16 protein-coding genes and 1 pseudogene are annotated in these 24,208 nt (G+C 38.5%); 6 read left to right on the top strand and 11 right to left on the bottom strand.

The annotated features are described in order from the left end of the window. The first annotated feature begins 680 nt into the window (after nucleotides 1-680). Both ACP6L2_RS12085 and mfd read left to right on the top strand, forming a co-directional pair. Nucleotides 681-1,229: a hypothetical protein gene (locus tag ACP6L2_RS12085; protein ID WP_440509596.1), complete on the top strand. Its 549-nt coding sequence runs from the start codon at nucleotides 681-683 to the stop codon at nucleotides 1,227-1,229. A 93-nt stretch (nucleotides 1,230-1,322) separates the two neighbouring features. Beyond that, nucleotides 1,323-4,658: a transcription-repair coupling factor gene (gene mfd / locus ACP6L2_RS12090; RefSeq protein ID WP_440509598.1), complete on the top strand. Its 3,336-nt coding sequence runs from the start codon at nucleotides 1,323-1,325 to the stop codon at nucleotides 4,656-4,658. 66 nt (nucleotides 4,659-4,724) lie between these two features. Here mfd and ACP6L2_RS12095 read toward each other — a convergent pair whose 3' ends face one another. Beyond that, on the bottom strand, nucleotides 4,725-7,220 hold the full coding sequence (locus ACP6L2_RS12095) for a M14 metallopeptidase family protein (protein ID WP_440509600.1): 2,496 nt from the start codon (nucleotides 7,218-7,220) through the stop codon (nucleotides 4,725-4,727). Nucleotides 7,221-7,329: 109 nt separating this feature from the next. Here ACP6L2_RS12095 and ACP6L2_RS12100 point away from each other — a divergent pair, with 109 nt between their 5' ends. Beyond that, nucleotides 7,330-8,520: a trans-sulfuration enzyme family protein gene (locus tag ACP6L2_RS12100; protein WP_440509602.1), complete on the top strand. Its 1,191-nt coding sequence runs from the start codon at nucleotides 7,330-7,332 to the stop codon at nucleotides 8,518-8,520. Between the two features lie 60 nt (nucleotides 8,521-8,580). Here ACP6L2_RS12100 and ACP6L2_RS12105 read toward each other — a convergent pair whose 3' ends face one another. From ACP6L2_RS12105 to ACP6L2_RS12125, 5 genes and pseudogenes are all read right to left on the bottom strand, one after another. Beyond that, on the bottom strand, nucleotides 8,581-10,239 hold the full coding sequence (locus tag ACP6L2_RS12105) for a sodium/sugar symporter (RefSeq protein ID WP_440509604.1): 1,659 nt from the start codon (nucleotides 10,237-10,239) through the stop codon (nucleotides 8,581-8,583). A gap of 1 nt (nucleotide 10,240) precedes the next feature. After that, the gene (locus ACP6L2_RS12110) at nucleotides 10,241-11,410 is read right to left on the bottom strand and encodes an aldose epimerase family protein (protein ID WP_440509606.1); all 1,170 of its coding nucleotides are present in this window, start codon (nucleotides 11,408-11,410) and stop codon (nucleotides 10,241-10,243) included. A gap of 21 nt (nucleotides 11,411-11,431) precedes the next feature. Further along, entirely contained in the window at nucleotides 11,432-12,586 is a 1,155-nt protein-coding gene (galK, locus tag ACP6L2_RS12115; RefSeq protein ID WP_440509608.1) for a galactokinase, read from the bottom strand. Continuing rightward, complete coding sequence (locus tag ACP6L2_RS12120) at nucleotides 12,586-13,635, bottom strand: UDP-glucose--hexose-1-phosphate uridylyltransferase (protein ID WP_440509610.1); 1,050 nt, start codon at nucleotides 13,633-13,635, stop codon at nucleotides 12,586-12,588. Before ACP6L2_RS12120 ends, galK begins: the two co-directional genes overlap by 1 nt. 187 nt (nucleotides 13,636-13,822) lie before the next feature. Further along, nucleotides 13,823-14,910 (bottom strand): annotated as a pseudogene (locus ACP6L2_RS12125) (family 43 glycosylhydrolase). A 134-nt stretch (nucleotides 14,911-15,044) separates the two neighbouring features. Here ACP6L2_RS12125 and ACP6L2_RS12130 point away from each other — a divergent pair. Then, entirely contained in the window at nucleotides 15,045-15,758 is a 714-nt protein-coding gene (locus ACP6L2_RS12130; RefSeq protein ID WP_440509612.1) for a response regulator transcription factor, read from the top strand. 893 nt (nucleotides 15,759-16,651) lie between these two features. Here the strand turns inward: ACP6L2_RS12130 and def are convergent. Then, nucleotides 16,652-17,869: a peptide deformylase gene (def, locus tag ACP6L2_RS12135; protein WP_440509614.1), complete on the bottom strand. Its 1,218-nt coding sequence runs from the start codon at nucleotides 17,867-17,869 to the stop codon at nucleotides 16,652-16,654. Between the two features lie 85 nt (nucleotides 17,870-17,954). On the opposite strand from def, the gene ruvX reads away from it, so the two are divergent. Further along, nucleotides 17,955-18,368 (top strand): Holliday junction resolvase RuvX, encoded by a 414-nt coding sequence (gene ruvX / locus ACP6L2_RS12140; RefSeq protein ID WP_344675786.1) that lies wholly within the window; start codon nucleotides 17,955-17,957, stop codon nucleotides 18,366-18,368. 1 nt (nucleotide 18,369) lies between these two features. Beyond that, nucleotides 18,370-18,804: an rRNA maturation RNase YbeY gene (gene ybeY / locus ACP6L2_RS12145; RefSeq protein WP_440509617.1), complete on the top strand. Its 435-nt coding sequence runs from the start codon at nucleotides 18,370-18,372 to the stop codon at nucleotides 18,802-18,804. Nucleotides 18,805-18,873: 69 nt separating this feature from the next. Here ybeY and ACP6L2_RS12150 read toward each other — a convergent pair whose 3' ends face one another. The 4 genes from ACP6L2_RS12150 to ACP6L2_RS12165 all read right to left on the bottom strand — a co-directional run bounded on the left by ACP6L2_RS12150 (nucleotide 18,874) and on the right by ACP6L2_RS12165 (nucleotide 24,206). Continuing rightward, nucleotides 18,874-19,293 (bottom strand): nucleoside-diphosphate kinase, encoded by a 420-nt coding sequence (locus ACP6L2_RS12150; RefSeq protein ID WP_440509619.1) that lies wholly within the window; start codon nucleotides 19,291-19,293, stop codon nucleotides 18,874-18,876. Between the two features lie 83 nt (nucleotides 19,294-19,376). After that, entirely contained in the window at nucleotides 19,377-22,781 is a 3,405-nt protein-coding gene (locus tag ACP6L2_RS12155) for a sulfatase-like hydrolase/transferase (RefSeq protein ID WP_440509621.1), read from the bottom strand. After that, nucleotides 22,774-23,844 (bottom strand): hypothetical protein, encoded by a 1,071-nt coding sequence (locus tag ACP6L2_RS12160; protein ID WP_440509623.1) that lies wholly within the window; start codon nucleotides 23,842-23,844, stop codon nucleotides 22,774-22,776. Before ACP6L2_RS12160 ends, ACP6L2_RS12155 begins: the two co-directional genes overlap by 8 nt. Before the next feature lie 2 nt (nucleotides 23,845-23,846). Next, nucleotides 23,847-24,206, bottom strand: a complete 360-nt coding sequence (locus tag ACP6L2_RS12165) for a response regulator transcription factor (RefSeq protein WP_344675791.1) — start codon at nucleotides 24,204-24,206, stop codon at nucleotides 23,847-23,849. Between the last annotated feature and the right edge of the window lie 2 nt (nucleotides 24,207-24,208).

The following is a 24,208-nucleotide window of genomic DNA, read 5'->3' on the forward strand; positions in this document are numbered from 1 at the left end:
CTCAAATAGAGAAACTATTTCCCGCTTGAATTCCTCAGAATACTTACGAGTTTTTCTAATTAGCCTCAAATTTACTCTCATAGTTCATTTCAATTTGTGGTCAACCTATTTCAGGGACGGACACTATGGGCTTAATAAATCTTTAAGAATTAGATTATTAAATGAACGTAAAATTATGAATTGAACGTCCTATGCCAATCCTTTCTGCTACTTACAACTCAGAGCAAAGCGAAGAGTCTGAGCCCTTCGGGCAGTATTAAGTATTTAGTACGGAGTATTTAGACCTATTGGCGGGATAGTATTTCCAACATTTACAACTCAGAGCAAAGCGAAGAGTCTGAGCCCTTCGGGCAGTATTAAGTATATAGTACGGAGTATTTAGACCTATTGGCGGTATAGTATTTCCAACATTTACAACTCAGAGCAAAGCGAAGAGTATTTGTTCCCCCCACAAGACCACGTCATCATTTATCGAAGATAAATGAACTTCAAACTGTATAGGGGTAATTTAAAATAATTAAAGTAGACTAAGGTTTGTAGGCATAATCCATCCATTAACCTATACACCACAATAAATTCACGGATGTTTGTAGGGGCGATGCATGCATCGCCCGCTTAAATATCATTCTTCTAAAAAACAACGCAAAACACTATTTCAATTACAATGTTTATCTTTAAGCATGTCATTACACAAGGATTCCGTTTTGAAGGAAGCGGTATTAAATCTACCGGCAAAAGAGAAAGATAAATTATTGGTTCGGTTAATCAATAAGGATAAAATGCTGTTAAAGCAGCTTCATTATGAGTTATTGGAAGATGAGACTGATTTAGCGGATCGCATTGAGGATTTAAAGAACAGATTAGAGGACTTATACGATCAAGCTAGAAGTCGGATTAAAAATCTCCCTGTTTACTCTAATTTCAAGGAATTGTCGAGTTTAATTCGCCAAGGTAGTGGGATGATCAATGAACATGAAAAGATTACTAAGGATAAGTTTTCTGTATTGGAATGTCGTTTATTATTGGTGGAGGAAGCATTTGATCGTTATCCGTATCTATTCACTCCATCTGCCTTAATGCCCGCCATCAAATTACAAAAGTACTTGATGGGACGAGTAAAAAACATCATTACACTGCACGATAAGCTTCATGAGGATTTACAATATGACTTAAAAGAACAGATGGAATATGTACTTCATTTTGCTGAAGAGCATCATCTTATCGCCTAGAAAGCAGGTTTTTTCATTTAGCTATTCGGATTATCCCTCGTGTATTAGACTGCCAATCAAAAGTTTTGTAAATTTGCAAAAAGATTCTTCCGCGTGAATATTCAAGAACTATTAGATCAATACAGCCAATCCCAATTTGTTAAAACATTACAGCAAGGTATACAAGCCGAAAACCCAAAGATTCATCTAAAGGGTCTTGTTGGCTCTGTAGATGCTTTTATTGCGGCAGCTTGTTATCAAGTGGAAAAGCGATTAAATGTTTTTATCCTTCCCACGCATGAAGATGCCTCCTATTTCTTAAGTGATTTAGAGAGTCTTTTTGACAAGCAAATCCTATTTTTTCCTGCATCCTACCGTAAGGCTTATGAGTTCACTCAATTGGATAGTGCGCATGTTTTACAGCGGGCAGAAACTTTAAGCTCCTTAAACCAACAATCCGAATTACCAAAGATTGTGGTTACTTATCCTGAGGCTATAGCCGAGAAAGTAATTAACAAACAGGATTTAGAGAAAAACACCCTTGAAATAACACAGAACAGTAAACTAAGCATTGATTTCATCAATGAGTTTCTTTACGAATATGATTTTGAGCGTGTAGATTTTGTTTATGAACCAGGGCAATTTGATATTCGTGGCGGTATTGTGGATATCTTCTCTTTTTCCAATGACCTTCCTTATCGTATTGAGTTTTTCGGTGATGATATCGAGAGTATTAGGACATTTGATATTGAATCTCAATTATCGGTCAGCAAAATCCATACAGTCACCATTGTTCCCAATGTACAAGCAAAATTCTTAAGCAATAACCATATTTCCCTTCTGGAATACATTGATAAGAATTCCATTATCTGGATAAAGGATGTACAATTTACCTTGGATATTTTAAAGGATGGCTATAAAAGAGCATCTCAGTTCTGGAAGGCACTTTCGGAGAAAGATATTCAAGCAAATCCAGATTGGGTAGATCCTCGATTTACCTTTACCGATGATAAGAATTTCAATGCTTTGTTATTCGAATACCCAATCATTGAATTTGGTAAGCAATTCTTTTACAAAGCTGATGAAACGATACAATTCGATGCACATCCTCAACCTTCATTCAACAAGGATTTCAATTTATTGATCCACAATTTGAAGGAAAATGAGAAGCATGGTATCCATAATTATATTTTCTCTGATTCTAGCAAGCAGATTGAGCGTATTTATGCCATTCTAGATGACCTAGACAAGAGTATTAGTTTTACTCCTATTTATAAAGCTTTACGCGAAGGTTTTAGAGATGATAGCTTGAAGCTTGCTTGTTATACCGATCACCAGATTTTTGATCGCTATTACAAATACAAACGCAAGAAAGGTTATGAGCGTTCGCAGGCGATTACCTTAAAAGAACTAGGTGAATTAAAGCCTGGGGATTTTATTACCCACATTGATCATGGTGTCGGTAAATATGCAGGACTTGAAAAGGTCGATGTCAATGGCAAAACCCAGGAGATGATTCGTTTAGTATATGCGGATAATGACCTGCTATATGTTAATATCAACTCTTTAAACCGCATCTCGAAATACTCCGGAAAGGAAGGCACGGTTCCGAAGATGAATAAACTGGGAACTGATGCCTGGGACAAACTAAAGAAGACAACGAAGAAAAAGGTTAAGGATATAGCCCGTGACCTGATCAAATTATATGCTAAGCGAAAAGCTCAAACAGGTAATTCTTTTAGTCCTGACAGTTATTTGCAACGCGAATTGGAAGCTTCCTTTATATATGAAGACACTCCAGATCAAGAAAAAGCAACAAATGATGTTAAGAAGGACATGGAGTCACCTCACCCTATGGACCGTTTGGTTTGTGGTGATGTTGGTTTCGGAAAAACCGAAGTTGCTATTCGAGCAGCATTCAAGGCAGTAGCAGATAGCAAGCAAGTAGCCGTACTGGTGCCGACCACTATTCTTGCCTTACAGCATTACCGCACTTTCTCAGAACGCTTAAAGGGATTGCCAGCAAACATCGATTACATCAATCGTTTTAAAAGCACTAAGCAGGTAAAGGAAACTTTGAAGAAGTTAGAGGAAGGGAAAATTGACATTATCATCGGGACGCATAGGTTAGTGAGTAAGGATGTCAAGTTTAAGGACTTGGGCTTGATGATTATTGATGAAGAGCAGAAATTTGGAGTTTCTGTCAAAGAAAAATTAAAGGTCATGCGTGCAAATGTAGACTCCCTGACCTTGACGGCTACTCCGATTCCAAGAACCTTACATTTCTCTCTAATGGGGGCAAGAGATCTAAGTATTATCTCCACACCACCACCAAATAGACAACCTGTTCAGACAGAGTTGCATGTTTTCAATGAGCCCCTTATCCAAGAGTCTATCAGCTATGAGTTAGAACGAGGAGGACAGGTGTTCTTTATTCACAATCGAGTTGCTGATTTACCGCAGTTAGGCATGTTGATTCGCAAGTTAGTTCCTGGAGCACGTGTTGGAATTGCACATGGTCAATTGGAAGGCGATGAATTGGAAGATGTGATGTTAAAATTCATTAACCATGATTACGATGTATTGGTAGCTACGACCATTATTGAAGCAGGATTGGACATCCCTAACGCCAATACAATCATCATTAACCATGCGCACATGTTTGGTTTAAGTGATTTGCACCAAATGCGTGGTCGTGTGGGAAGGACCAATAAAAAGGCCTTTTGTTATTTGTTAAGCCCACCACTTTCAACCTTAACCAGCGAAGCCTATAAACGCCTATCTGCAATTGAAGAGTTCTCTGAATTGGGTTCAGGATTTAATGTTGCCATGCGCGATTTGGATATTCGAGGTTCAGGTAATCTATTGGGTGCCGAACAGTCTGGTTTTATTGCCGAGATAGGATTTGAGATGTATAACAAGATCTTGGATGAGGCAGTACAAGAGTTGAAGGATGATGAATTTGGGGAATTATTTGCTGATGAAGCTAATCGTAAATATGTCTCCTTCACACAGATTGACACCGATCTAGAAGTATTGATCCCGGATGAATACGTAACGAATATATCGGAGCGCTATAACCTCTATAATGAGATTGCGAAGTTGAAGGATGAGCAACATTTAAAAGCATTTGAACAAGAGTTAATCGATCGTTTTGGTCCAATACCAGAGCCTGTATTTGAGCTGTTCAATACCTTGAGGTTGCAGTGGCTAGGTAAAGAAATTGGATTAGAGAAGATTTCCTATAAAAAAGACACCCTGAAAGGTTTCTTTGTGAGCAATCCAAAGTCGAGTTATTACCAATCTGAAAAGTTTGGACAAGTATTAGCCTTCGTTCAAAACCATGGCAGTATTTCCAATCTGAAGGAAGTCAAAGGGCAATTGCGTATTGCCATCAACAATGTCAACAACATCGAATATGCTATTCAGTTATTATCTGAAATGGCTTAACGCATTAAAAATATACTATAAGAAAAAAGGCGAGTTAGATGATTCCAACTCGCCTTTTTCTTTTTATCAATCGTTGCTGAGGAATAAGGCATTTGCCATGATAAGCTTACCATTTTCCCAGAAGTTTCGGAATAGAACATTATCCGTTAGGTAAATTATGGTTCCTGCACCTACTCGTTGTGTTCCGAATACCAATCCGTTTTTGAGTTTCTTATTTAAGTTATGTCCAACGAAACCACTCATTTTAGAGTCCTCGGTAATATATCCTACATTCCAGCCTGCATTGTTCTCAAAATACTGATATAGATTTGCATCTGTTTTCAAAGTGAAATATTCTTTAGTGCCATACATCAAAGGGTGAGTTTCATCAAAGCTAACCTTATAAATGGCTCCTGATGTATAGTTTTCCAAGGCTCCACGCTCTCTATCAGCATATTTCTTTAACGGGCTAGGCTTGTTTTTCTTAGATGTATCCGCTTTACTGGCTTTCAATTTACTCCATTCTTGAGATGCCAATTGCGATACTGCCGACTCCAATGCAATTACCTTCCCACCTGCTTTTATCCAATCTCCAAAGGCTTTATTTTGATTACTATCTCTAAGGAAAGTATAAAAGCCACTAGGCATGATGAAAACATCGATTTCATTCCATTTAACACGAGAGAAATCATTAGGATTAATCAGCCCAATAGGATACTTCAATTGTTGATCAAAGTAGTGCCAAACCTCCCCAACATTAGTTGCTCGCAATCCTTCACCTGCCATCATCAAGACCTTAGGTGCCTTTATTGTCTTTACATCCGAACTTCCTAGATCTCTTCCTCCATCAACAATACCAGATGCTATTGGATAAATCCGAACCTGTAGTTTATCCGACTCTTCTTTTATGATCCTTTCTAAATCCTTATTTCTATTACCATTTTTCATGATGAGTAAAGATCCTCTAGGGAAATTATCCGTACCAAGCTTAAAAGCATAATCCGAAGACTTTACAGTCACTTTATGTTTCAACAAGGCCGCTGCTAATTGAGCGGTGGAGAAACCATTCCATTTTACAGCATAACCAAATGCAGCATTACTCGGGTTACTGATCTTATCTAAACTATAGGTATTTAAGTTGGATATTTTCGTATGGGAAGCTATAGCAGGTAGTCCATAAACATAAGGCAATGCCCAAGCAGTAATATCGTACGTAACGGAATCCGTTAATTTAGCTTCCGGTTCAAAAAGTACACGTATCAGTGCCGCTTTGGATTGGTTAGCAGGAATAACAATATCCTTTGCTGATAACTGCTGACTTTGCTCCTTTTTACTGAAATAATCCAAACCTTTAATCGTTCCAGTCGAACTGTAATATTTAATATTATTCTTGTCCAATAGTTCTAATAGAGCATGCATATTGGATGATCTGTTTTCATCATATTTCACCACATAGGTTTGATAGGAAGATAGTTTTCCAGCAATGGCATCATCCCCAAATTTCTTAAATTCAGCTACAACCTTATTTGCATGTTGAGATACAACGTCAATAATATTCAATCCAGAAGCATGGTGCTGAATAGCCCGATCCACTAAAGTTAAAGTATCCTTTTCATCGGTATAAATACCTAATCCTGCAGAACCATTGCCAGCTTTTTCAAATGTCATTCCAATGGCGCCAGAGTAAAGCGGATAAGTATCTCCATAAGAAGGGTAAAATAAATCGAACCGTTCTTTGGTAAAATAGAGCCAGCCTTTCGTATCAAAATAAGCGGCATTGTGCTTACCAATGGTCGTTTGGAACTCCCTTTGCCAAGGGGTTATTACTTCGTGAAATGGTTCAGCTGCTGGCGGGAAATAATAAGGTGAATTGATGCCTTGCTCATGGAAATCAGCATGAATATGTGGCAACCATTTGTTATAGATTTTGGCTCTCAGCTCACTTTCCTTTTGTGTCTGCCATGCCCAATCACGATTCAAATCAAAATAATAATGATTAACACGTCCTCCCGGCCAAGGTTCTCTGTGCTCTCGAGCATAAAGATCCGGATTATACTGTGCACCTATCATTCCATTATACCAATTGTTATATCGTTCTGTTCCATCGGGGTTTAAGCATGGATCCAAAATAACCAAGGTATTGTTCAGCCAAGTCTTTGAACGATTGTTCTTGGGATTAACCAACTCAAATAATGTCAACATAGACGCTTCAATAGAGGAAGTTTCATTACCGTGTACATTATTAGAAATCCAAACTATGGCGGGAATATTCGTACTTCCTTGCCCTTCCATGGCATGCGCTAGTTGAAGGTTGTTTGTTCGAATGCTTTCTAGTTGATTGATGTTGGATTCGGAGGAGATATAAAACACCTGCAAAGGTCTCCCTTCTACAGATTGACCATAAACCTCCATTTTTATTTGATTTGGGAATTGTTGAGCCAGGTATTGGTAATAGTCTAATACTTTCCAATATGGTGTCACTTTAGCTCCCACTTGATATCCTAGAAACTCTGAGGGTGATTTCACCTGTGCAAAAGCACAAAAGCTTATGAAACAACCAATAATACTCAGTAATCTTTTCATAAATTAGCAATATTAATAGGTAAATAATCTTTACAGTTTAGAGCTACAAATTAACTATTTAACGGATAATTTTTTAAATTTCTACCTTATATTTTCTAAATCAACCAAAATGTCAAAAATAGAAACAGATCTGATCCATCAGGGCAGTGCATTTAATGAGACCAATGCAGTCGTTACACCGATATTTCAAACATCGACTTATTATGCAGATTCGGATTTACAAGCTTATATCATTGCAGCAACAGCCACAAAGCATCCAGGCTTTTATCATCGACATGGAAATCCAAGTAATTCACAGGCTGCAGCTATAATTGCCAGCTTGGAGAAAACTGAAGATGCCTTAGTTTTAGCTACTGGTATGGCAGCAATCAGTACAGCTATTCTTGCAGTTGTCAAAGCAGGGGATCATATAGTCACTCAGCATTCGCTCTATTCAGGTGCCATGTTGTTTTTCAGAGAATTCTTATCAGATTATGGAGTCCAAGTGACCCATGTCGACCAAACGGATAATAAAGCCTTTGAGAATGCTATTCAGGAAAACACCAAGATCATTTATATAGAAACACCTTCAAACCCTAATCTTGCCATTACTGACTTGGCATTTATAGGCGAATTAGGCAAGAAACACCGTATTACCACGATGGTTGATAATACTTTTTCATCACCGATTAATCAGCACCCAAAAGATTTTGGCATTGATGTTATTGTACATTCTGCCACCAAATATTTAGGTGGTCACAGTGATTTGACTGCGGGTGCGGTATGTGGCAGCAAGAACTACATTCATAAGGTCTGGAGACGATCTTTAACCCTGGGAGGGTCACTTAGCCCATTTGACTCTTGGCTCCTTGTACGGGGCTTAAAAACCCTATCTATGCGTGTGAAGCAAATCAACGAAAATGCTTTAGCACTAGCCAAATGGTTTGAAGCAGATCAACGAATAAAGTATACCGGCTATGTAGGTTTAGAATCTCATCCACAATATGAATTGGCTCAGAAACAAATGAAAGGAGGAACAGGCATGTTGAGTGTAGAGTTAATTGGAGATAGTGAGGAGCAAGCGTATCAGAATGCTCAACAAGTATTAAACAAACTAAAGATATTTGCCAATGCAGCCAGCCTAGGAGGTGTTGAATCACTCGTGGTACATCCAGCAAGCATGTGGGGTGGACATCATAATCAGCAACAAAAACAAAATGGTGGTATTACAGCAGGAATGCTCCGCATTTCTGTAGGAATAGAACATATTGATGATTTGATTGCTGATTTTGACCAAGCATTAGAAGGTCTGCACGCTTAAGAGAATAGCGCAGAATAAAAACGGTCGGGACTTTATGTTTCCCGACCGTTTTTTTATGGTTTACCAGAATATGGTGTATAAGGCGGCTGTAATACCAAGCACGATAAGTGCTCCAACAGCAAAGCCTGTTTTAGTTTTGAACATGGTAGAATCCACCTCAAGACCTTTCGGCACCACTCCTCGTTTGTTCTCATAAATGGAAATAAAGTACATACCTATCACACAGAATAAGAATACAAATCCTACGCGGTCTATAAATGGAATTTCATAAACACCGTTTACAGGTACAGAGAATCCAGTTGATGCCAAGAAAGAAAGATCCATAAATTTCGGAAGGAATTTAAGAACAATTGACATCAAGAAACCACCAATGGTTGCAAATAAAGCAGCATTGGATGTAGTTTTCTTCCAGAAGAATCCAAGAAGGAACATCGCAAAGATACCCGGTGAAACGAAGCCGGTATATTCTTGGATATATTGGAAACCACCTTTTTTATCAATTCCTAAGTGTGGGGCAATAATAATTGCCAATACCATTGAAACTATAATGGTGATTTTACCCACATTGACCAATTTCTTTTCTGAAGCATTCTTATCGAATATTTTTTGATAGATATCCAAAGAGAAGATAGTTGCAACCGAATTGGCTTTCCCCGCTAAAGAGGCTACTACTGCAGCTGTCAAAGCAGCAAAGGATAACCCTTTCAATCCTGTAGGTAGCAAACTAAGTAATACTGGGTATGCTCTATCTGGATTAAGTTCACCACCAGCCATCATTTCTTGGGTAAATTTACCATCGTTATAAAGAACGAAAGCAGCAATACCTGGCAACACAACGATTAATGGCATTAATAACTTCAATACAGCAGCAAATAATAATCCATTACGTGCGGTACTAAGATCAGCTCCTAAAGCACGTTGTGTGATGTATTGATTACATCCCCAGTAGCTTAAATTGATCACCCACATACCACCAATCAAGACACTTAAGCCTGGAAGATCGATGTAGTTTTCATTATCTGGCTTCAGAATCATATGGAAGTGGTCATTAGCTTTTTCATGAACAATATTGAAACCATCCAAAATACCTGTTCCACCAAAATGTGTGGAAACTAAGTCTAATGCAAGATAGGTTGTTGCCAATCCACCTAAGATTAAGAAGAATACCTGAATAACATCGGTGTATCCGATTACCTTCATACCTCCTAGGGTAATGATGATAGCAAATACAGCCAAACCAATCATACAGAACTGGAAATCCAATCCAGAAATAGAAGAAACGGCAAGAGCCCCTAGGAATAAGATGGATGTCAAGTTCACCACGATATATAGCAACAGCCAGAACACCGCCATGATCATGGAAACCGTACCGTTATACCGCACATTCAAAAACTGCGGCATGGTAAAAATCTTGTTCTTGAGGTACACCGGCAAGAAGAATACAGCGACGACAATTAAGGTAGCTGCGGCCATCCACTCATAAGTTGCAATGGCTAATCCGATTTTAAATCCGGAGCCTGACATCCCAATGAATTGCTCTGCGGAGATATTTGACGCGATAAGGGAGGCACCAATAGCCCACCATGTTAATGATCCTTCGGCAAGGAAGTAATCTTTAGAGTCGCCAGAAGCGGATTTCTTTTTGTAGTAGATGTATAACCCATACCCCGCCACGATGACGAAGTAACAGAGAAATACGATGTAATCTTTGGTTTCCATACTATTTTATGGTGCTAAATTTATAAATTGATTTTGTGCTATAGGTATCTCCAGGATTAAGTACCGTAGAGGGAAAATTCGGTTGGTTAGGGGAATCTGGGAAGTGTTGTGGCTCTAAGCAAACTGCCGTACGAAAGCTATCGGTTTTACCAGATTTTAGGGTCACTTTATCACCCATAAAATTTCCACTGTAAAACTGTATGCCTGGCTCCTGGGTATAGATATCCATGATAATACCAGTCTGATCTCCTGTTAAAGTGGCAGCATGATTTAAACCATCAACCTTAGTTCCATTTAACACGAAATTATGATCATAGCCCTTGCCATAAGCTAATTGTTGATTATCCTGATCGATATCTTTACCAATGGTTTTTGGAAAATTAAAGTCAAAAGGCGTGTCTTTCACACTCGCTAACTCACCAGTAGGTATTAGGGTGCTGTCTACAGGTGTGTACTGATCTGCAAAGATGCGAAGATCATGGTTTAAAATTGACCCTGAACCTTCACCATTCAAGTTAAAATAAGCATGATTGGTTAGATTAATTACGGTCTTCTTATCACTAACCGCTTGGTAATTGATATGCAGTTCATTATCATCAGTCAAGCTGTAGACAACCTCAATTTTGATGTTTCCAGGGAATCCATCTTGCATATCTGGATGCGTATAGCTAAAAGAGACTACTTTATCATTTACTTGCTTGGCTGTCCAATGCACAAAATGCAAACCTTTTTCACCACCATGTAGGGTATTAGGTCCATTGTTCACAGATGTCGTATAGCTTTTCCCATCTAGGCTAAACTTTCCATTAGCAATTCTATTTCCAAAAGGGCCAACAATAGGTCCGAAATAAGGTTCAGCAGGATTATTATAATCTGCGGCATTCTTAAATCCTAATACCACGTCTGTTAAAGTTCCTAATCGATCAGGTACCCAAAGGCCGACAATCCTTGCACCAAATTCAGTTAGATAAGCTGTCACGCCATTACTGTTTTTGATTTGATACAATTTAACAGCCTTGCCATCAATATTAGCACCAAATGCGACTGAATCAAGTGTAACTGTATTAGAATCCGAAGTGGTTGTTGACTCTTTTTGCTTTGCTGACTGCTGACAGGCCAAAAACGGCAAGAGCAGGGCAAAAAGAGATAGGTAGGTTACTCTTCTTTTCATAATTTTAGTTTATAATAGAAACTAATATACTAATTCTGAGCCATTATCTGTTTTGACGAAAATCGGCGTAAGTTCCAAATCAAAAGCTTCTTGATATAATGGAGCTAATTCTTCTGCCCATTGTTTACCATATCCTTTTTTCACGATATTAATGGTACAACCACCAAAACCGCCTCCCATCATTCGAGCACCTACTACTTCGGCCTTCTTTTTTGCTTGATCAACCAAGAAGTCTAACTCCTTGCAGGAAACTTCATATTCACTGCTTAAAGCATCGTGGGCTAAGAATAATTGCTCTCCTAATGCAGGAATATCTCCAGCTATTAAAGCATCGCAAGCTTTATTTAATCGCTCATTTTCTTCGATCACAAACTTGCCTTTAATGAAGCTGTCTTCATTAACTGGTTTCACCAATTCCAAAAGCATGTCCATAGTCACATCCCTCAAGCTATTAACTTCTGGATATTTTTCTTGTATTAAAGCTACGGCTGTCTCACAGGACTGTCTACGGTCATTGTATGCCGATGATGCTAAAGAATGTTTAACATTCGTGTTAAGCAATACCACTTCATAATCGCCCAATTCTAAAGGCACATAGCTATAGGAAAGATCTCGGCAATCCAGTTTAACCACATTGCCCGCTTTACTAAGAATAGATGCAAACTGATCCATGATACCACATTTCACACCTGCATAGGTATGCTCTGCCAATTGACCAATTTTCGCTATTTCAACGCGATCTAAACCAAGATCATATAAATTGTTCAATCCATATCCAACCGCACATTCAACCGCAGCAGAAGAAGATAGACCAGCGCCTAGAGGCACATCCCCATCAATGAATAGGTTAAACCCTGTTAAGGGTAAACCTCTTTCCACAAGTTGGTTAACAACACCTAATATGTAATTTGGCCAACCTTTATCTGTGGGTGCCAATGATTGTAAATCAGTACGAAACGATTCCTTAAAATCAGCAGCATAAAGATGGATTTCTTGATCATCACGTTTTCCAAGAGCAACATAAATGGCCTTATCGATAGCAGTTGGCAATACGAATCCTTCGTTATAATCCGTATGTTCTCCAATAATATTAATACGACCAGGTGATTTTACGACTAAATCGGGTTCCTGATGATAAATAGCTCTGAATTGATCGCTTAATTGTTGTCTTTCCATTAACGGTTAGTTCCTTCTTTATAATGAATAGTTGATTGATTTCTAATGGTTTCAGCAGCCATCTCTGCTGTGATATCGCGTTGAGGATTGGCTAACATTTCATAGCCAACCATAAATTTCTTTACGGTCGCCGAACGAAGCAAGGGCGGATAAAAGTGCATATGCCAATGCCAATGTGCTTGTTCGCCTAAATTTACAGGCGCCTGATGCATACCTGCTGAATACGGAAATGAGGTGTTAAAAATATTGTCGTAACGCGTGGTTAACTCCTTTAATGTTTTTGCCAAATCTTCGCATTCCGCTTCAGTGAATTCAGCAATATTTGAAATCTGTCTCTTACTGATGATCATGGTCTCATAGGGCCATGCAGCCCAAAAAGGAACTAAGGCTACGAAATGCTCATTCTCAATAATTATCCGCGTCTTTTCACGCAATTCCGTTTCCAAATAATCCGATAAGATGGACTTTCCATGTTTATCAAAATAAATCTTTTGTTGCTGATCTTCCTTTTCAATCTCTACAGGCAAGGTGTTTTGTGCCCATATCTGACCATGCGGATGCGGATTACTACATCCCATGATTGCACCCTTATTTTCAAAAATCTGAATGTAGTTTATCCATGGTAATGCAGCTAGTTCTTGAAATTCCGACTTCCATACCTCAACCACCAATTTAAGATCTGCAATGCTCATCTCTGGTAAAGTGAGGTCATGACGAGGAGAAAAAGCAATTACCTTACAGATTCCTCGTTCTGTCTCAGCGATCAATAGATTGTCTACATTAATTTGTCCATCGGGACTATCCTTTAATAAGGCTGAAAAGTCGTTTACAAAAACGAAAGGCTTTGTATATTTTGGATTCTGATCACCATCTGCACGACTATTCCCAGGGCATAAATAACATTTAGGATCATATTCTGGTCGATTATCCGTAGCAAGATCTTCTACTTGACCTTGCCAAGGACGCTTACTCCGATGTGGAGAAACCAATACACGTTCACCAGTTAGTAAATTCAATCTAGTATGCGGTACGTCATTTATAGCGAACATAGCGTGCGATTTAATTAATTTAGGTGCTCTAATATACGAATCCAATTGTAGTTAAAAAGCAAATAGGTGTACTTTTAACACGCTAATTTCATTGATATAGTTAATCAATCGTTTGTTTAACTTATAATTTTTTCAAAATGACTGAAAAGACAAGAAGATAGATAAGCAATATTTTTATGGAAGTAAATTACCTATTAATCACAGTAGGTTTAATAATAGGTTTAAGATTTGCGGTTCCGGGTCCTATTCGTGGCCAACCTGCTTCCCAAATCAATTCATCCAAAAAGAGAATTCTTCGATTAGTTTTATTTCCAATACGCGGCTGCTTCTTTTCTATAGCATGGTAATAGATCCACTCTTTTCCTTTATCGTCTAATATCACAGCAGAAGTATGTCCGGGTCCAGCTATTTCACTGTTACCTGTCAAGACTAATGTTCCATTTCCACGTTCTCGAATATCCTTTCCATCCTTATCCAAATAAGGACCCAATAATTCTTTTGAACGTGCCACTAATACATGGTACTGGCTCTTTTCACCTTCACAGCAGGTCCCTTTTGAACCAAAGAAATAATAGTAGTCTTGTTTTTTATAAATAGTTACGGCCTCAAAATCACCCGCTGCAATTTTTGTTTTATGTTTCGATTTTAAAGATTTACCATCCTTTGTCAATTCTACAGCAAAGGTTCCTTGTTTATTGGAATGATCAAAAGAGCCCAAAAAAGATAATTCTTTCCATTGTCTTGTATAAAGAAGGGGTCTATGGAGTTAGGCACATCGATTCCTTTGGAATCGAATAGTTTTCCTTGATCTATAAATGGTCCTTGAGGCTTGTCAGCAATTGCCAAACCTATTCCTGGATTCGGATCTCCCCAGGTAGACATAGAATAATAAAGGTAATAGCGCCCATTCAACAAGTTAATATCTGGTGCCCATATGCTTCCTGCCTTTTTCCATGTTGGTTTATCCGAGAAGGCAGAACCCACGTATTTCCAATTAAGCATATCCATAGATTCCAAGATGGGAACAAACCGAATTCCTTGATCATCTCCCCAATTGACTTGCGTGCCATAAGCATAGAAGAGTTTACTTTTTGGATCTCGAATGACAGTAGGATCAGCTAGAGCGGTAGCAAATACCGGATTATTGAAATAAGTAGTTGAACTTGTTGCGGCTTGTTGAGTTTTATTTATTCCTGCACAAGAAGCACAGAATATAATCAGGGGTATACATAGGCTAATTAGCCCAAAAGGCGTATCATATTTTTGGATTTTCATAGGTTTAAAGCTGGCTATTAATTCTTTAGCATAAGCAAGTTAATAAAAATATGGGTATATTCGTATAAACCAAAGTATTAACCGGTCTCTTGAAGATAGCTATTAATCTCAGCTGACCTTATATTAACAAACTCATGAATCTGCTTGAAAAGGAGTTTTTCGGCATTGAGCGTCGCATAAAATCCGGCAATCTTAATCTGCAGGACATTGGAGATATCGTTCCTGCATCACTTATGCTTCATCAATTAGATGGACTTATGCCAATTGGCTGTTTTTACATGAACGCATGGGGCTGTTCAAACCTTGGCTCTTCAGCTGAGGAAGTCAATGCCCTGGGGGAATCCTATTACGATAAATACTTTATTGCTGAAGAATTAACATTACATCGTGATGGTATTGCGAAATATTTAATGACCGGCGATTTTAGCACACAATTCAACTTCTTTCAACAGGTAAAGCTATATGGCAAAAAAGAATATACCTGGTTCTATACGGTCTGTAAATTAATGGCCTTCAACGGTTCAGAAGGTAGTGCACAAAATCTAGTTTTCCTGTCTTCACCTACCCAAGGAATTGATAATATTACCGAACGTATGCACCGGGTACTGGAACTTGACAAATATATTCAAGATAATTATTGGAAGTTCAATCAATTGACCAAACGTGAAAAAGAAGTCATCTGCCAACTAGCCAATGGCAAATCCAACAAACAAATAGCAGATGTTTTATTTCTCTCCAACCATACGGTATCTACCCACCGGAAAAACATTATTCGGAAACTAGATTGTGATTCCTTTGCAGATCTAATGCGGTTTGCGATCGCATTTAATTTGGTAGATGACCAATAGTATCGTAGTCTAAGGACTTATTTACCATAGTATTTACCTAAGGGATTGGCTTTGCCTTTCTCTGTATTTCCTTCCATATTGCTTCGAGACACTTAGGGAATTTCTAGGGATTTGATAGGGTTCATCTTCGGATCTCGTTCGCTCGGAACCGAACGAGATCCGAAGGAGTTCCGAACAAGTTCCGAAGGAGATCCGTTAGAGTGTCGAATCCAACCCCTAGGAAAGACCTTTAGACTACAGACAAAAGACAACAGAAATTGGAAGGGAAAAAGTAGAAAGTAGAAAGGGAAAAGGAAAAAGGAGACCGTTACGCTGATAGATGTGAGATGTGAGTTTGAGACAACAGATAAAAGACACCAGATTTTAGACCTAATGGTGGAATAGAAAAATTGGTTTTACAACTCAGAACGAAGTGAAGAGTCTCATTTTCCCCACAAGACTCCGTCATCACGAAGCTTGCTGAGTGAACTATAAACTATGCAAATCAGAATAGTTAATTTATTGGATGTGAAACGGTCGAAGCATGCTTCGACCCTACGGTTAAGGGTATTAAAAAATAATAAAATCACGATTGTTTGTAGGGGCGATGCATGCATCGCCCGCCATATAGTATATCCTCCATTCTGTTTTCTGATGTCTGAACTCTGTTGTCTTTCAAAACAAAAAACGGGCGGACATTCCGTTCGCTTTTGAACGGGATGAATCCCTTATCTTCAAGCTCTCTCAGTACCGCCCCTACCTAACGTACTATCTAGTTGGTTCGATATTAGGCGTTTAATAGCAGCCACGCGTAGGGGCAGTACTTAGCGCAGCGGAATGTCTGCCCACCTAAAAATGTTGGAGAAAGTTCCTATTATTTAGTAGATTGAATCGCAAAGTCTATCATCTGGTGTCTATAATCTGGTGTCTCCCTTCTCAAACAAGGTCACAGGTTTCAGTTCTTCTGTTGGTTTTTCGGCTATACGATCAGGGAAAAGGATTCCATACAGGTGGTCCACTTCATGTTGGAAAATAACAGCTGTAAATCCTTCAATATTTTCTTCGATGATGTTTCCTTGCTGGTCAGTATATTGCAAGCGAATCGCGTAACTACGTGGAACATCCTGACGTAGGTCGGGAATAGAAAGACAGCCTTCGGGGCCAATGCGTTGTAATTTGGATCGCCAAAGAATCTTCGGGTTAATATAAAATTCAAAGGGTTCATTTGCTTTATCAAATCGCTGTACCCATATCGCATTTTTATTAATACCGACCTGTGGGGCAGCAATTCCAACACCTTTATATTCCGGGTCTTGAACAGTCTGTAGCATGCGGTCTGCCAACAGTTGCAGCAAAGGTTCATCATGCTTGATGTCTTGTGAAGTTTTCTTTAGAACAGCCAATTCTTGTTCATTGGTTGTTTGATAAACATGCATGATCTGTTCCTTATTGCCAGATTGAATGATCTTCTTTTCATCATCATTAAATCCTTTCGTATTTTCTTTATTCACTGGTCTTTCGTTTTTAGGTCCTTTGTACTTTTGTTCTCCTGCTTCAATTGCTAAGTTCAAGCTGTTCTCTTGAGGTGGCTGCGGACAACGGTAACCGTTGCTATAAGCGCAATATGGATTATAAGCATAATTGAAATCAATAGTCAACTTACCATTCTCTATGTTGCTGCTTTTTAGATCGATGTATCTTCCTCCTTCATAAGTGCTCTTTCCGTTGGTCAGATCCATAAATGGAAGAAACAAATGGTCTTGATAGGCTGGATTTTGAAACAAGGCGACACTTTGATAGGCCGTAAGCTTATATTCTTTACCAAACAGTTTGAAATGAAGTAGTGCGTATCGTTTATATTCGTTAGACGTACCATCATAAGTAGGCATCCGAAAGCTAGGTTCATTGAAAAGCAGTTCTACTTCCGCCTGAACCTTATAATCAGCATACGGGGCGAAGTAATTTAAATAAGCAATTTGATTCTTCCGCAAAGGTCCAAAATCGTCCTTTGCAAAAGCTGCTGCAGCCTGCTTACGGTGTGCCAATAATTCGGCGGAATAATCTTGAGCTTGTACATGTTTGCTACAGATAAGTAGCAGGACAAAACCCATGGTCATCAAAACGTTTTTCATGATACTCAAATGTATTGTTTTTTTGAATGGTTTGAAATGGGAGAGTTCTAAGTTTAATTGTATTTTTGTCTGAAAGCGGTAAAAGATGAGAATAATGGCATTTGATTATGGGACTAAGCGTATGGGCATTGCGGTAACTGACCCCTTGCAGATTATAGCGACCTCCCTAACAACCATACATCCCACAGAAGTTTGGGACTTCTTAACAGAGTACATGAAAACGGAGGGAATAGAAACTTTTGTCGTTGGTAAACCTCGACAGATGGATGGCACTCCTTCACAATCTGACCAACATATCGTTGGCTTTGTCCGCAAATTAAGAAAAACCTATCCTCAGATTAATGTGGTGGAAGTCGATGAACGATTCACCTCTAAAATGGCTTCAAGAGTAATTATTGAGTCGGGGGTAAAGAAAAACAAGCGACAGGACAAGAAGTTAATCGACACGGTCTCTGCAACTATCATCCTACAATCTTACCTGGAAAGTAAAGCATTTTAATATGGCATTAAAAGACATTCAATTCTTCACAGAAGATATAGACTTCAACATTAAAGAGAAGCAAAAACTGAGAACCTGGATTGGGGAGACCATCAAAGCTGAAGGTTTTAATCGCATAGGTGAACTAAGCTTTGTCCTTTGTTCCGACAATTACCTACTAGAGATCAACAAGCAGTATCTTAATCACGATACTTATACGGACATTGTAACATTTGATTCTTCCGAAACGGAGGATAGCATAGCGGGCGATATATTCATTTCCATTGAACGTATTCGAGAAAATGCATCCAAGTTTAATGTCAGTGAACGGGATGAATTACACCGTGTCATTATACATGGAGTTTTGCATTTATGTGGCTACTATGATAAGAAAAAGGAAGATAAGACACGAATGACCGAGATGGAGAATTACTATCTAGGAAAAAGATCCTTTTAGGACTAAACATAAAAAAGGCGATTCAAAGAATGAATCGCCTTTTTTATATGCTTTTTTTGCCTATAAGGCTTAGAAACGTTCGAATTGAGAGAAGAAGAAGTTACCTTCGATTTCTGCATTCTCATCAGAATCAGATCCGTGGATAGCATTTGCTTCGATAGAGTTAGCAAATTTGTTACGGATAGTTCCTTCTGCAGCTTTTGCAGGATCAGTAGCACCGATTAAAGTACGGAAATCTTCCACTGCATTGTCTTTTTCTAAGATTGCTGCAACGATTGGTCCTGAAGTCATGAAGTTTACTAATTCTCCATAGAAAGGACGCTCTTTGTGCACTGCATAAAAATTACCTGCATTCTCGTTGCTCAATTGAATGTACTTCATTGCAACGATTTTAAATCCGCCAGCAATAATGTCGTTTAAAATAGCACCAATGTGGCCATTTGCTACCGCATCTGGCTTAATCATCGTAAAAGTTCTGTTTGTTGCCATGTTACTTGAAAAAAATTTTTGCAAATGTAATCATATCTATCAATTTTCAGAAATCTCTTGAAATAAAGCATCAAGTGGTTACTCTATTTTGATGGGAAATATTGACGATAAACACTATCAGGCATCAATTTTTTTAATCGAATAAATTGATTGTTATAGGATTGGAATTGCGTAAATCTATCCTTGGCATCCTTTCCAGCATCCGCTTGAGAAAGAATATCTTCATCCAATTCCTTACTCAATAAGTAAGCTTGTTTTTCATGCACATGTATATCTGTATATACAAAATCAATTTGTTGCGACTTACTCTGCATCATCGGTACACCCAATCCCTTTTTACCTGCACCAACGCCTAAGCCCTTACCTATCCATGTAACTTGAGAAGGTGTTTGTAGGCCGTAATTATTACGGTAATAGGCTAATAAGCTTGGTGCTACATCAAAATGACTGACTAATTGGGGAAACCTCCGCTTTGTTTTAAGTAGTGGCGAGTAGATAACCAAAGGGACGTGATACCGGTCAATTTTACTCTGCAATGGAATTTCAGGCATACTATGATCACCTGTAATCACAAAGATGGTATTGGCAAAGTCGGGACGCTTTTTATAGGCTTCAAAGAAATTTTGAAGAGCATTGTCAAGGTTAAGGACAGATACCAGTTGTTTTTTATTCTCCAATGCAAAAGCACGCTGTTCCTTACTTAGTTTAGCCGTTTTAAGTCTTTGATCATACATGGCTTCAAATTTTGAAGCATCATTAATCATAAATGGATTATGCGTAGAAAGGGTTAAAGCGACATGGAAATAAGGTTTACCAGTAGAAAGACTAGCTTTTGCTAACATATCAAAAACCGCCTGATCCTCATACCCCCAACTTTCTCCTGAACCTGATGGTAATTTCCGATAGGACTTCGGGAAATTAGCCTCTTCCGTTATATTATCTATTTGGCTTGACTCAAGGAAATTGCTCATAAAGTCAAATGAGGCATTTCCACCATAAAAGAAAGCTGTGCCGAATCCCTGACTGCCTAGGATATTAATCAAGTTGAAGTTATCAGGATATGAAGATTGTTCTAGAAACCCCGATTTACCAAAAGGCAGGGACCCCAAGATAGTGGGCAATACAGAGAATGTTCGACCAGAGGAACTAAGATTTTGATCCCACACTAAGGAACTATCTTTAAGACTACTGAGAAATGGCGTAAAATCACCAATATACCCCTTTGGATTGCTGTAGGCATTCCCTAATCCTTCAATGATTAGAAAAACCAAATTGGGTGTTTGTTCCGCTTTATGGAAAAAAGGCCCTAAATAATCCTCTGTTTTTTCCTCTTGTAAAAACGGATATTCAGAAGATAGTGCATTTGTATTGTCATCTTCTCCAAATAAATTCTCCTTTACCTCTGATATTAACAACTCCGTATTTCGATTGAAAAAATAGCCTATTTTACTCCTGGCAGCAGACTCAGCAAAATCATCGGTAATGGAGGATCGAAATTCTCCTGAAAACGACAAAAAACCAATAGAAAGTAGGCCTATTAAAAATATACCAATAGCAAAAGGTACTGAACCTTTCCATTTTTTACTTAACCAATTAATAGAGAAGTACAATAAGCCAATTCCAGCTACTAAAGCTGTTATAGTCATCCAATTCCATACGCCACTAGCCTCCAGGATATGAATTAACTCTTCTTTGGAATAATAAAACAGATCAATTCCCAACAAATTTCTAGAAGTAGCAAAATAGAAGGCTAATAACACTTGTGCTATAACGAAAGCAGTTACCAGTACGTTTAGCATAATCTTGGCAACAAATTCATTTAAGAAGGAAACCAAGAAATACAAGAATCCGAAGAGTAGTAAAAAGGAAAAGCCGAACAACAAGTTATTTCCAAGGATCAATAGGAATGCTTGAAATCGTTGAAGATCTTGAGCAGCTCCTGAATAGAGCAACCATTCCATACCGCTGATTAGGAAGGTTAAAATCAGGAATACTGTTGCTACTGGGGCAAAGTGCTTGAGTAGGTAAACAGCATAAGCTTTCGCTCGCTCCTTAAGGCTCATTTCCTCGTTTGGCGAAAATCCTTGACGAACCATCTCTCCCCAACCTTGCTGCTTACGGAAGTAATCGAGCATCCCCTTAAGCCCTGCCATCACCACTAAGGGATGAAAATAGAATGGTTCAACTATCGCTGTAAAAATTAATCTTCCTAAATCCTTTGGCTTAGAATACACTTGTTGGCTCATGATATCCACAAATACCGCATAGACAGAATACAAGACACTTGAAAAGATTACCAATGCCCAGAGGGCAAAAAAGAAAGGCCAATTTAAAATGCCGAACAGCACGAATAACCAAAAGACGATATAACCGAGAAATTCAATTAAGGGACCTAAGAATTCGAAGAAAAACCAATAGGGCAAACTGACCACACCCAATTTTCCATATTTCGGATTGAACAGCAGCTTTCTATGTTTCCACAGCGTCTCCATGGTTCCCCTCATCCATCTATTCCGCTGTTTTCGGAGGATTTCTTTATCCTCTGGTACTTCGGTCCAACAGAGAGGGTCAGGAATCGTTATTACCTGATGTTTCAGTCCTTTTTCGATCATATATCGGCGCATGCGTACAACAAGCTCCATATCCTCTCCAACTGTGGCTGAATCATATCCACCACAAGCCAAGACAATCTCCTTATCAAAAGCACCAAAAGCACCTGAAATTAAGATCAAGCCACTGGCTCTTGACCAAGCCATACGACCTAATACAAAAGCGCGAATATATTCTAAAGCTTGACTGCGACCTAAAAGGGTTCTAGGAAGTTGAACCTCTACGACCTTACCATGCGAAACTTTACAATTATTGGCTAATCGAATAACCCCACCACAAGCGATCAAACGCTTGTCTTTTTGTTCCATAAATGGTTTGGCTAGCTTAAGGACCGCATCTTGCTCAATAATACAATCCACATCGATACAAACCAGATAATCGCATTTTGAAACATTAATCCCAACATTTAGCGCATCAGCCTTCCCTCCATTGACCTTATCAACCACGATAAGCTTTCGGAATGCCGGATTTTTACTTTTATAAACTTGCTTTATATCCTTTGTGGGAATTCCTCCAGGTATTAGGTAATTGACTTTTTCCAACTGATAAGCTTCCACCAATCGAGCAATGGAATCGTCCTTTGAGCCATCATTGACAATGATGATTTCCAATTTATGGTAGTAGATGGATAACAAGGATCGTACATTCTCCACAATGGTCATTCCTTCATTGTATGCTGGGGCAATGATACTAAAGCTAGGAGCATTCGGATCCGATGCAATGATGGAATAATCGGTAAAAATATTGCCTTGCTTATATCGGCGTACAGCACCAAAAGAGAACAGGGCTATCCAAGTGTAAACACTAAAAATGCCAATCGAATAAAGTAAAAATAACCAAATAATGATATCGTAAATAATCTTTAAAACATCATTCATATTTATGCTGTAACGTGTGATTTAAAATGTGTAATGTTGGATCTTCCAGATGCAATTGTTTCTGCAATTCAAAAAGATAATTCATTTGTCCTAGTGTGACTAGAGTTTCTGCGGATTTGATTTTTAGACGCTCATCAGAATTTTGCGTCAGTTGTTGTTGCAGAAAACTTAATTGGTCAAGTGCCCTACTATCTCCTAATCCTGTTATAATAGCCAATTGCTCTCGTTGGTTAGCATGAGGGAAATAAGCTAGTAATCGGGTAGAACTATCCGATTGTTCTATACTAAAAATCGTTTTGATTACTTCCTCATGTAATTTTGAAGATCCAGCACCTAATAGCGTAAAAAGATCTTCATGTAAGGGTAGTAGTTGAAATTTTCGAATAAACTTCAAGCATAATACCTGCACCGATTCATTGCTACTTTTCAACCAAATGCCTAGTCGATCTATCACATCAGTTGGGAGAGCAGTAATGGAATTTAAAATGCGTAATTGCTGCCAATCAGAAAGTACCGTATCTAAATGATCCATAAAAGCTAGTCCATCAAAGCCTTTAAATGATACCATGGCATATTGCACTTCTTGCACCACCTGCGGATGGTAATGGTTAATTTTCTGTTCTATTTCAGGTAGTGCTTGGCGATCTTGCATAACCGTTAGTGCCTGTATTCCGCGTGCTATTAAATGTGAAGAACGGCTTCTCAATAGATTATAAGCTTCTTTATCCAGACCATAGCCATCATAGATTTTTAATAATGTCTGTACAGCAACCCCAGAGAACTTACGTTCTGAGGCAATCAATAAGCCTAGAAAAAACCTCCTGAAATTCTCTTGTCGCATTAAAGCCTGAAGTTTTGAATCAAGCTGAATTTCATCTGCAGGCCCTTTCATTAGTTGATCCAATAAATAGGCTTCAATCTGCTCCTTCCATTGTTGTCTATTCGCATAACTGCGGTATTCTCGAAAGCTGTATAACAGCAATCCGACGATAAAGAGGAAAATCAAGATCAAACTGACCAAGATTCCTAATAGCAACTCATGTAAGGTTAATGTCGCAAGCATATTTACCCTTTCGCGATCAGTCGATTTACCCGAATAATTAATTCATTCGGGCTGAATGGTTTAATCATAAAATCCGATGCTCCCAATTCAAAAGCTTCTAACACAATATTCTCTTGTCCCATGCTTGAAAGCATGAGGATAGGTATTGGATTTGTTAATCTTTTAACCTCTGCCAAGAGTTCAATCCCAGAAGCGAAGGGCATCATAATATCACTTATAATTAAGTCAATTCCTCCAGCTTGTATCAGCGATAATGCTTCCAAGCCATTTCGAGTCAAAATGACCTCAAATCCTTCTTTTTTTAGTTTATGAGCTATAGTTTGAAGGATTAGTTCATCATCCTCCGCTATCAACACAACCATCT

The organism is Sphingobacterium lactis (assembly GCF_051951495.1).
Taxonomy (GTDB): Bacteria; Bacteroidota; Bacteroidia; order Sphingobacteriales; family Sphingobacteriaceae; genus Sphingobacterium; species Sphingobacterium lactis_A.

What these genes read in the sequence shown, in the direction of transcription:
- ACP6L2_RS12085 (WP_440509596.1), top strand. Translation starts at nt 681, where the DNA reads ATGTCATTACACAAGGATTCCGTTTTGAAGGAAGCGGTATTAAATCTA.
- ACP6L2_RS12095 (WP_440509600.1), bottom strand. Translation starts at nt 7,220, where the DNA reads ATGAAAAGATTACTGAGTATTATTGGTTGTTTCATAAGCTTTTGTGCT.
- ACP6L2_RS12100 (WP_440509602.1), top strand. Translation starts at nt 7,330, where the DNA reads ATGTCAAAAATAGAAACAGATCTGATCCATCAGGGCAGTGCATTTAAT.
- ACP6L2_RS12105 (WP_440509604.1), bottom strand. Translation starts at nt 10,239, where the DNA reads ATGGAAACCAAAGATTACATCGTATTTCTCTGTTACTTCGTCATCGTG.
- ACP6L2_RS12110 (WP_440509606.1), bottom strand. Translation starts at nt 11,410, where the DNA reads ATGAAAAGAAGAGTAACCTACCTATCTCTTTTTGCCCTGCTCTTGCCG.
- galK (WP_440509608.1), bottom strand. Translation starts at nt 12,586, where the DNA reads ATGGAAAGACAACAATTAAGCGATCAATTCAGAGCTATTTATCATCAG.
- ACP6L2_RS12120 (WP_440509610.1), bottom strand. Translation starts at nt 13,635, where the DNA reads ATGTTCGCTATAAATGACGTACCGCATACTAGATTGAATTTACTAACT.
- ACP6L2_RS12130 (WP_440509612.1), top strand. Translation starts at nt 15,045, where the DNA reads ATGAATCTGCTTGAAAAGGAGTTTTTCGGCATTGAGCGTCGCATAAAA.
- def (WP_440509614.1), bottom strand. Translation starts at nt 17,869, where the DNA reads ATGAAAAACGTTTTGATGACCATGGGTTTTGTCCTGCTACTTATCTGT.
- ruvX (WP_344675786.1), top strand. Translation starts at nt 17,955, where the DNA reads ATGAGAATAATGGCATTTGATTATGGGACTAAGCGTATGGGCATTGCG.
- ybeY (WP_440509617.1), top strand. Translation starts at nt 18,370, where the DNA reads ATGGCATTAAAAGACATTCAATTCTTCACAGAAGATATAGACTTCAAC.
- ACP6L2_RS12150 (WP_440509619.1), bottom strand. Translation starts at nt 19,293, where the DNA reads ATGGCAACAAACAGAACTTTTACGATGATTAAGCCAGATGCGGTAGCA.
- ACP6L2_RS12155 (WP_440509621.1), bottom strand. Translation starts at nt 22,781, where the DNA reads ATGAATGATGTTTTAAAGATTATTTACGATATCATTATTTGGTTATTT.
- ACP6L2_RS12160 (WP_440509623.1), bottom strand. Translation starts at nt 23,844, where the DNA reads ATGCTTGCGACATTAACCTTACATGAGTTGCTATTAGGAATCTTGGTC.
- ACP6L2_RS12165 (WP_344675791.1), bottom strand. Translation starts at nt 24,206, where the DNA reads ATGGTTGTGTTGATAGCGGAGGATGATGAACTAATCCTTCAAACTATA.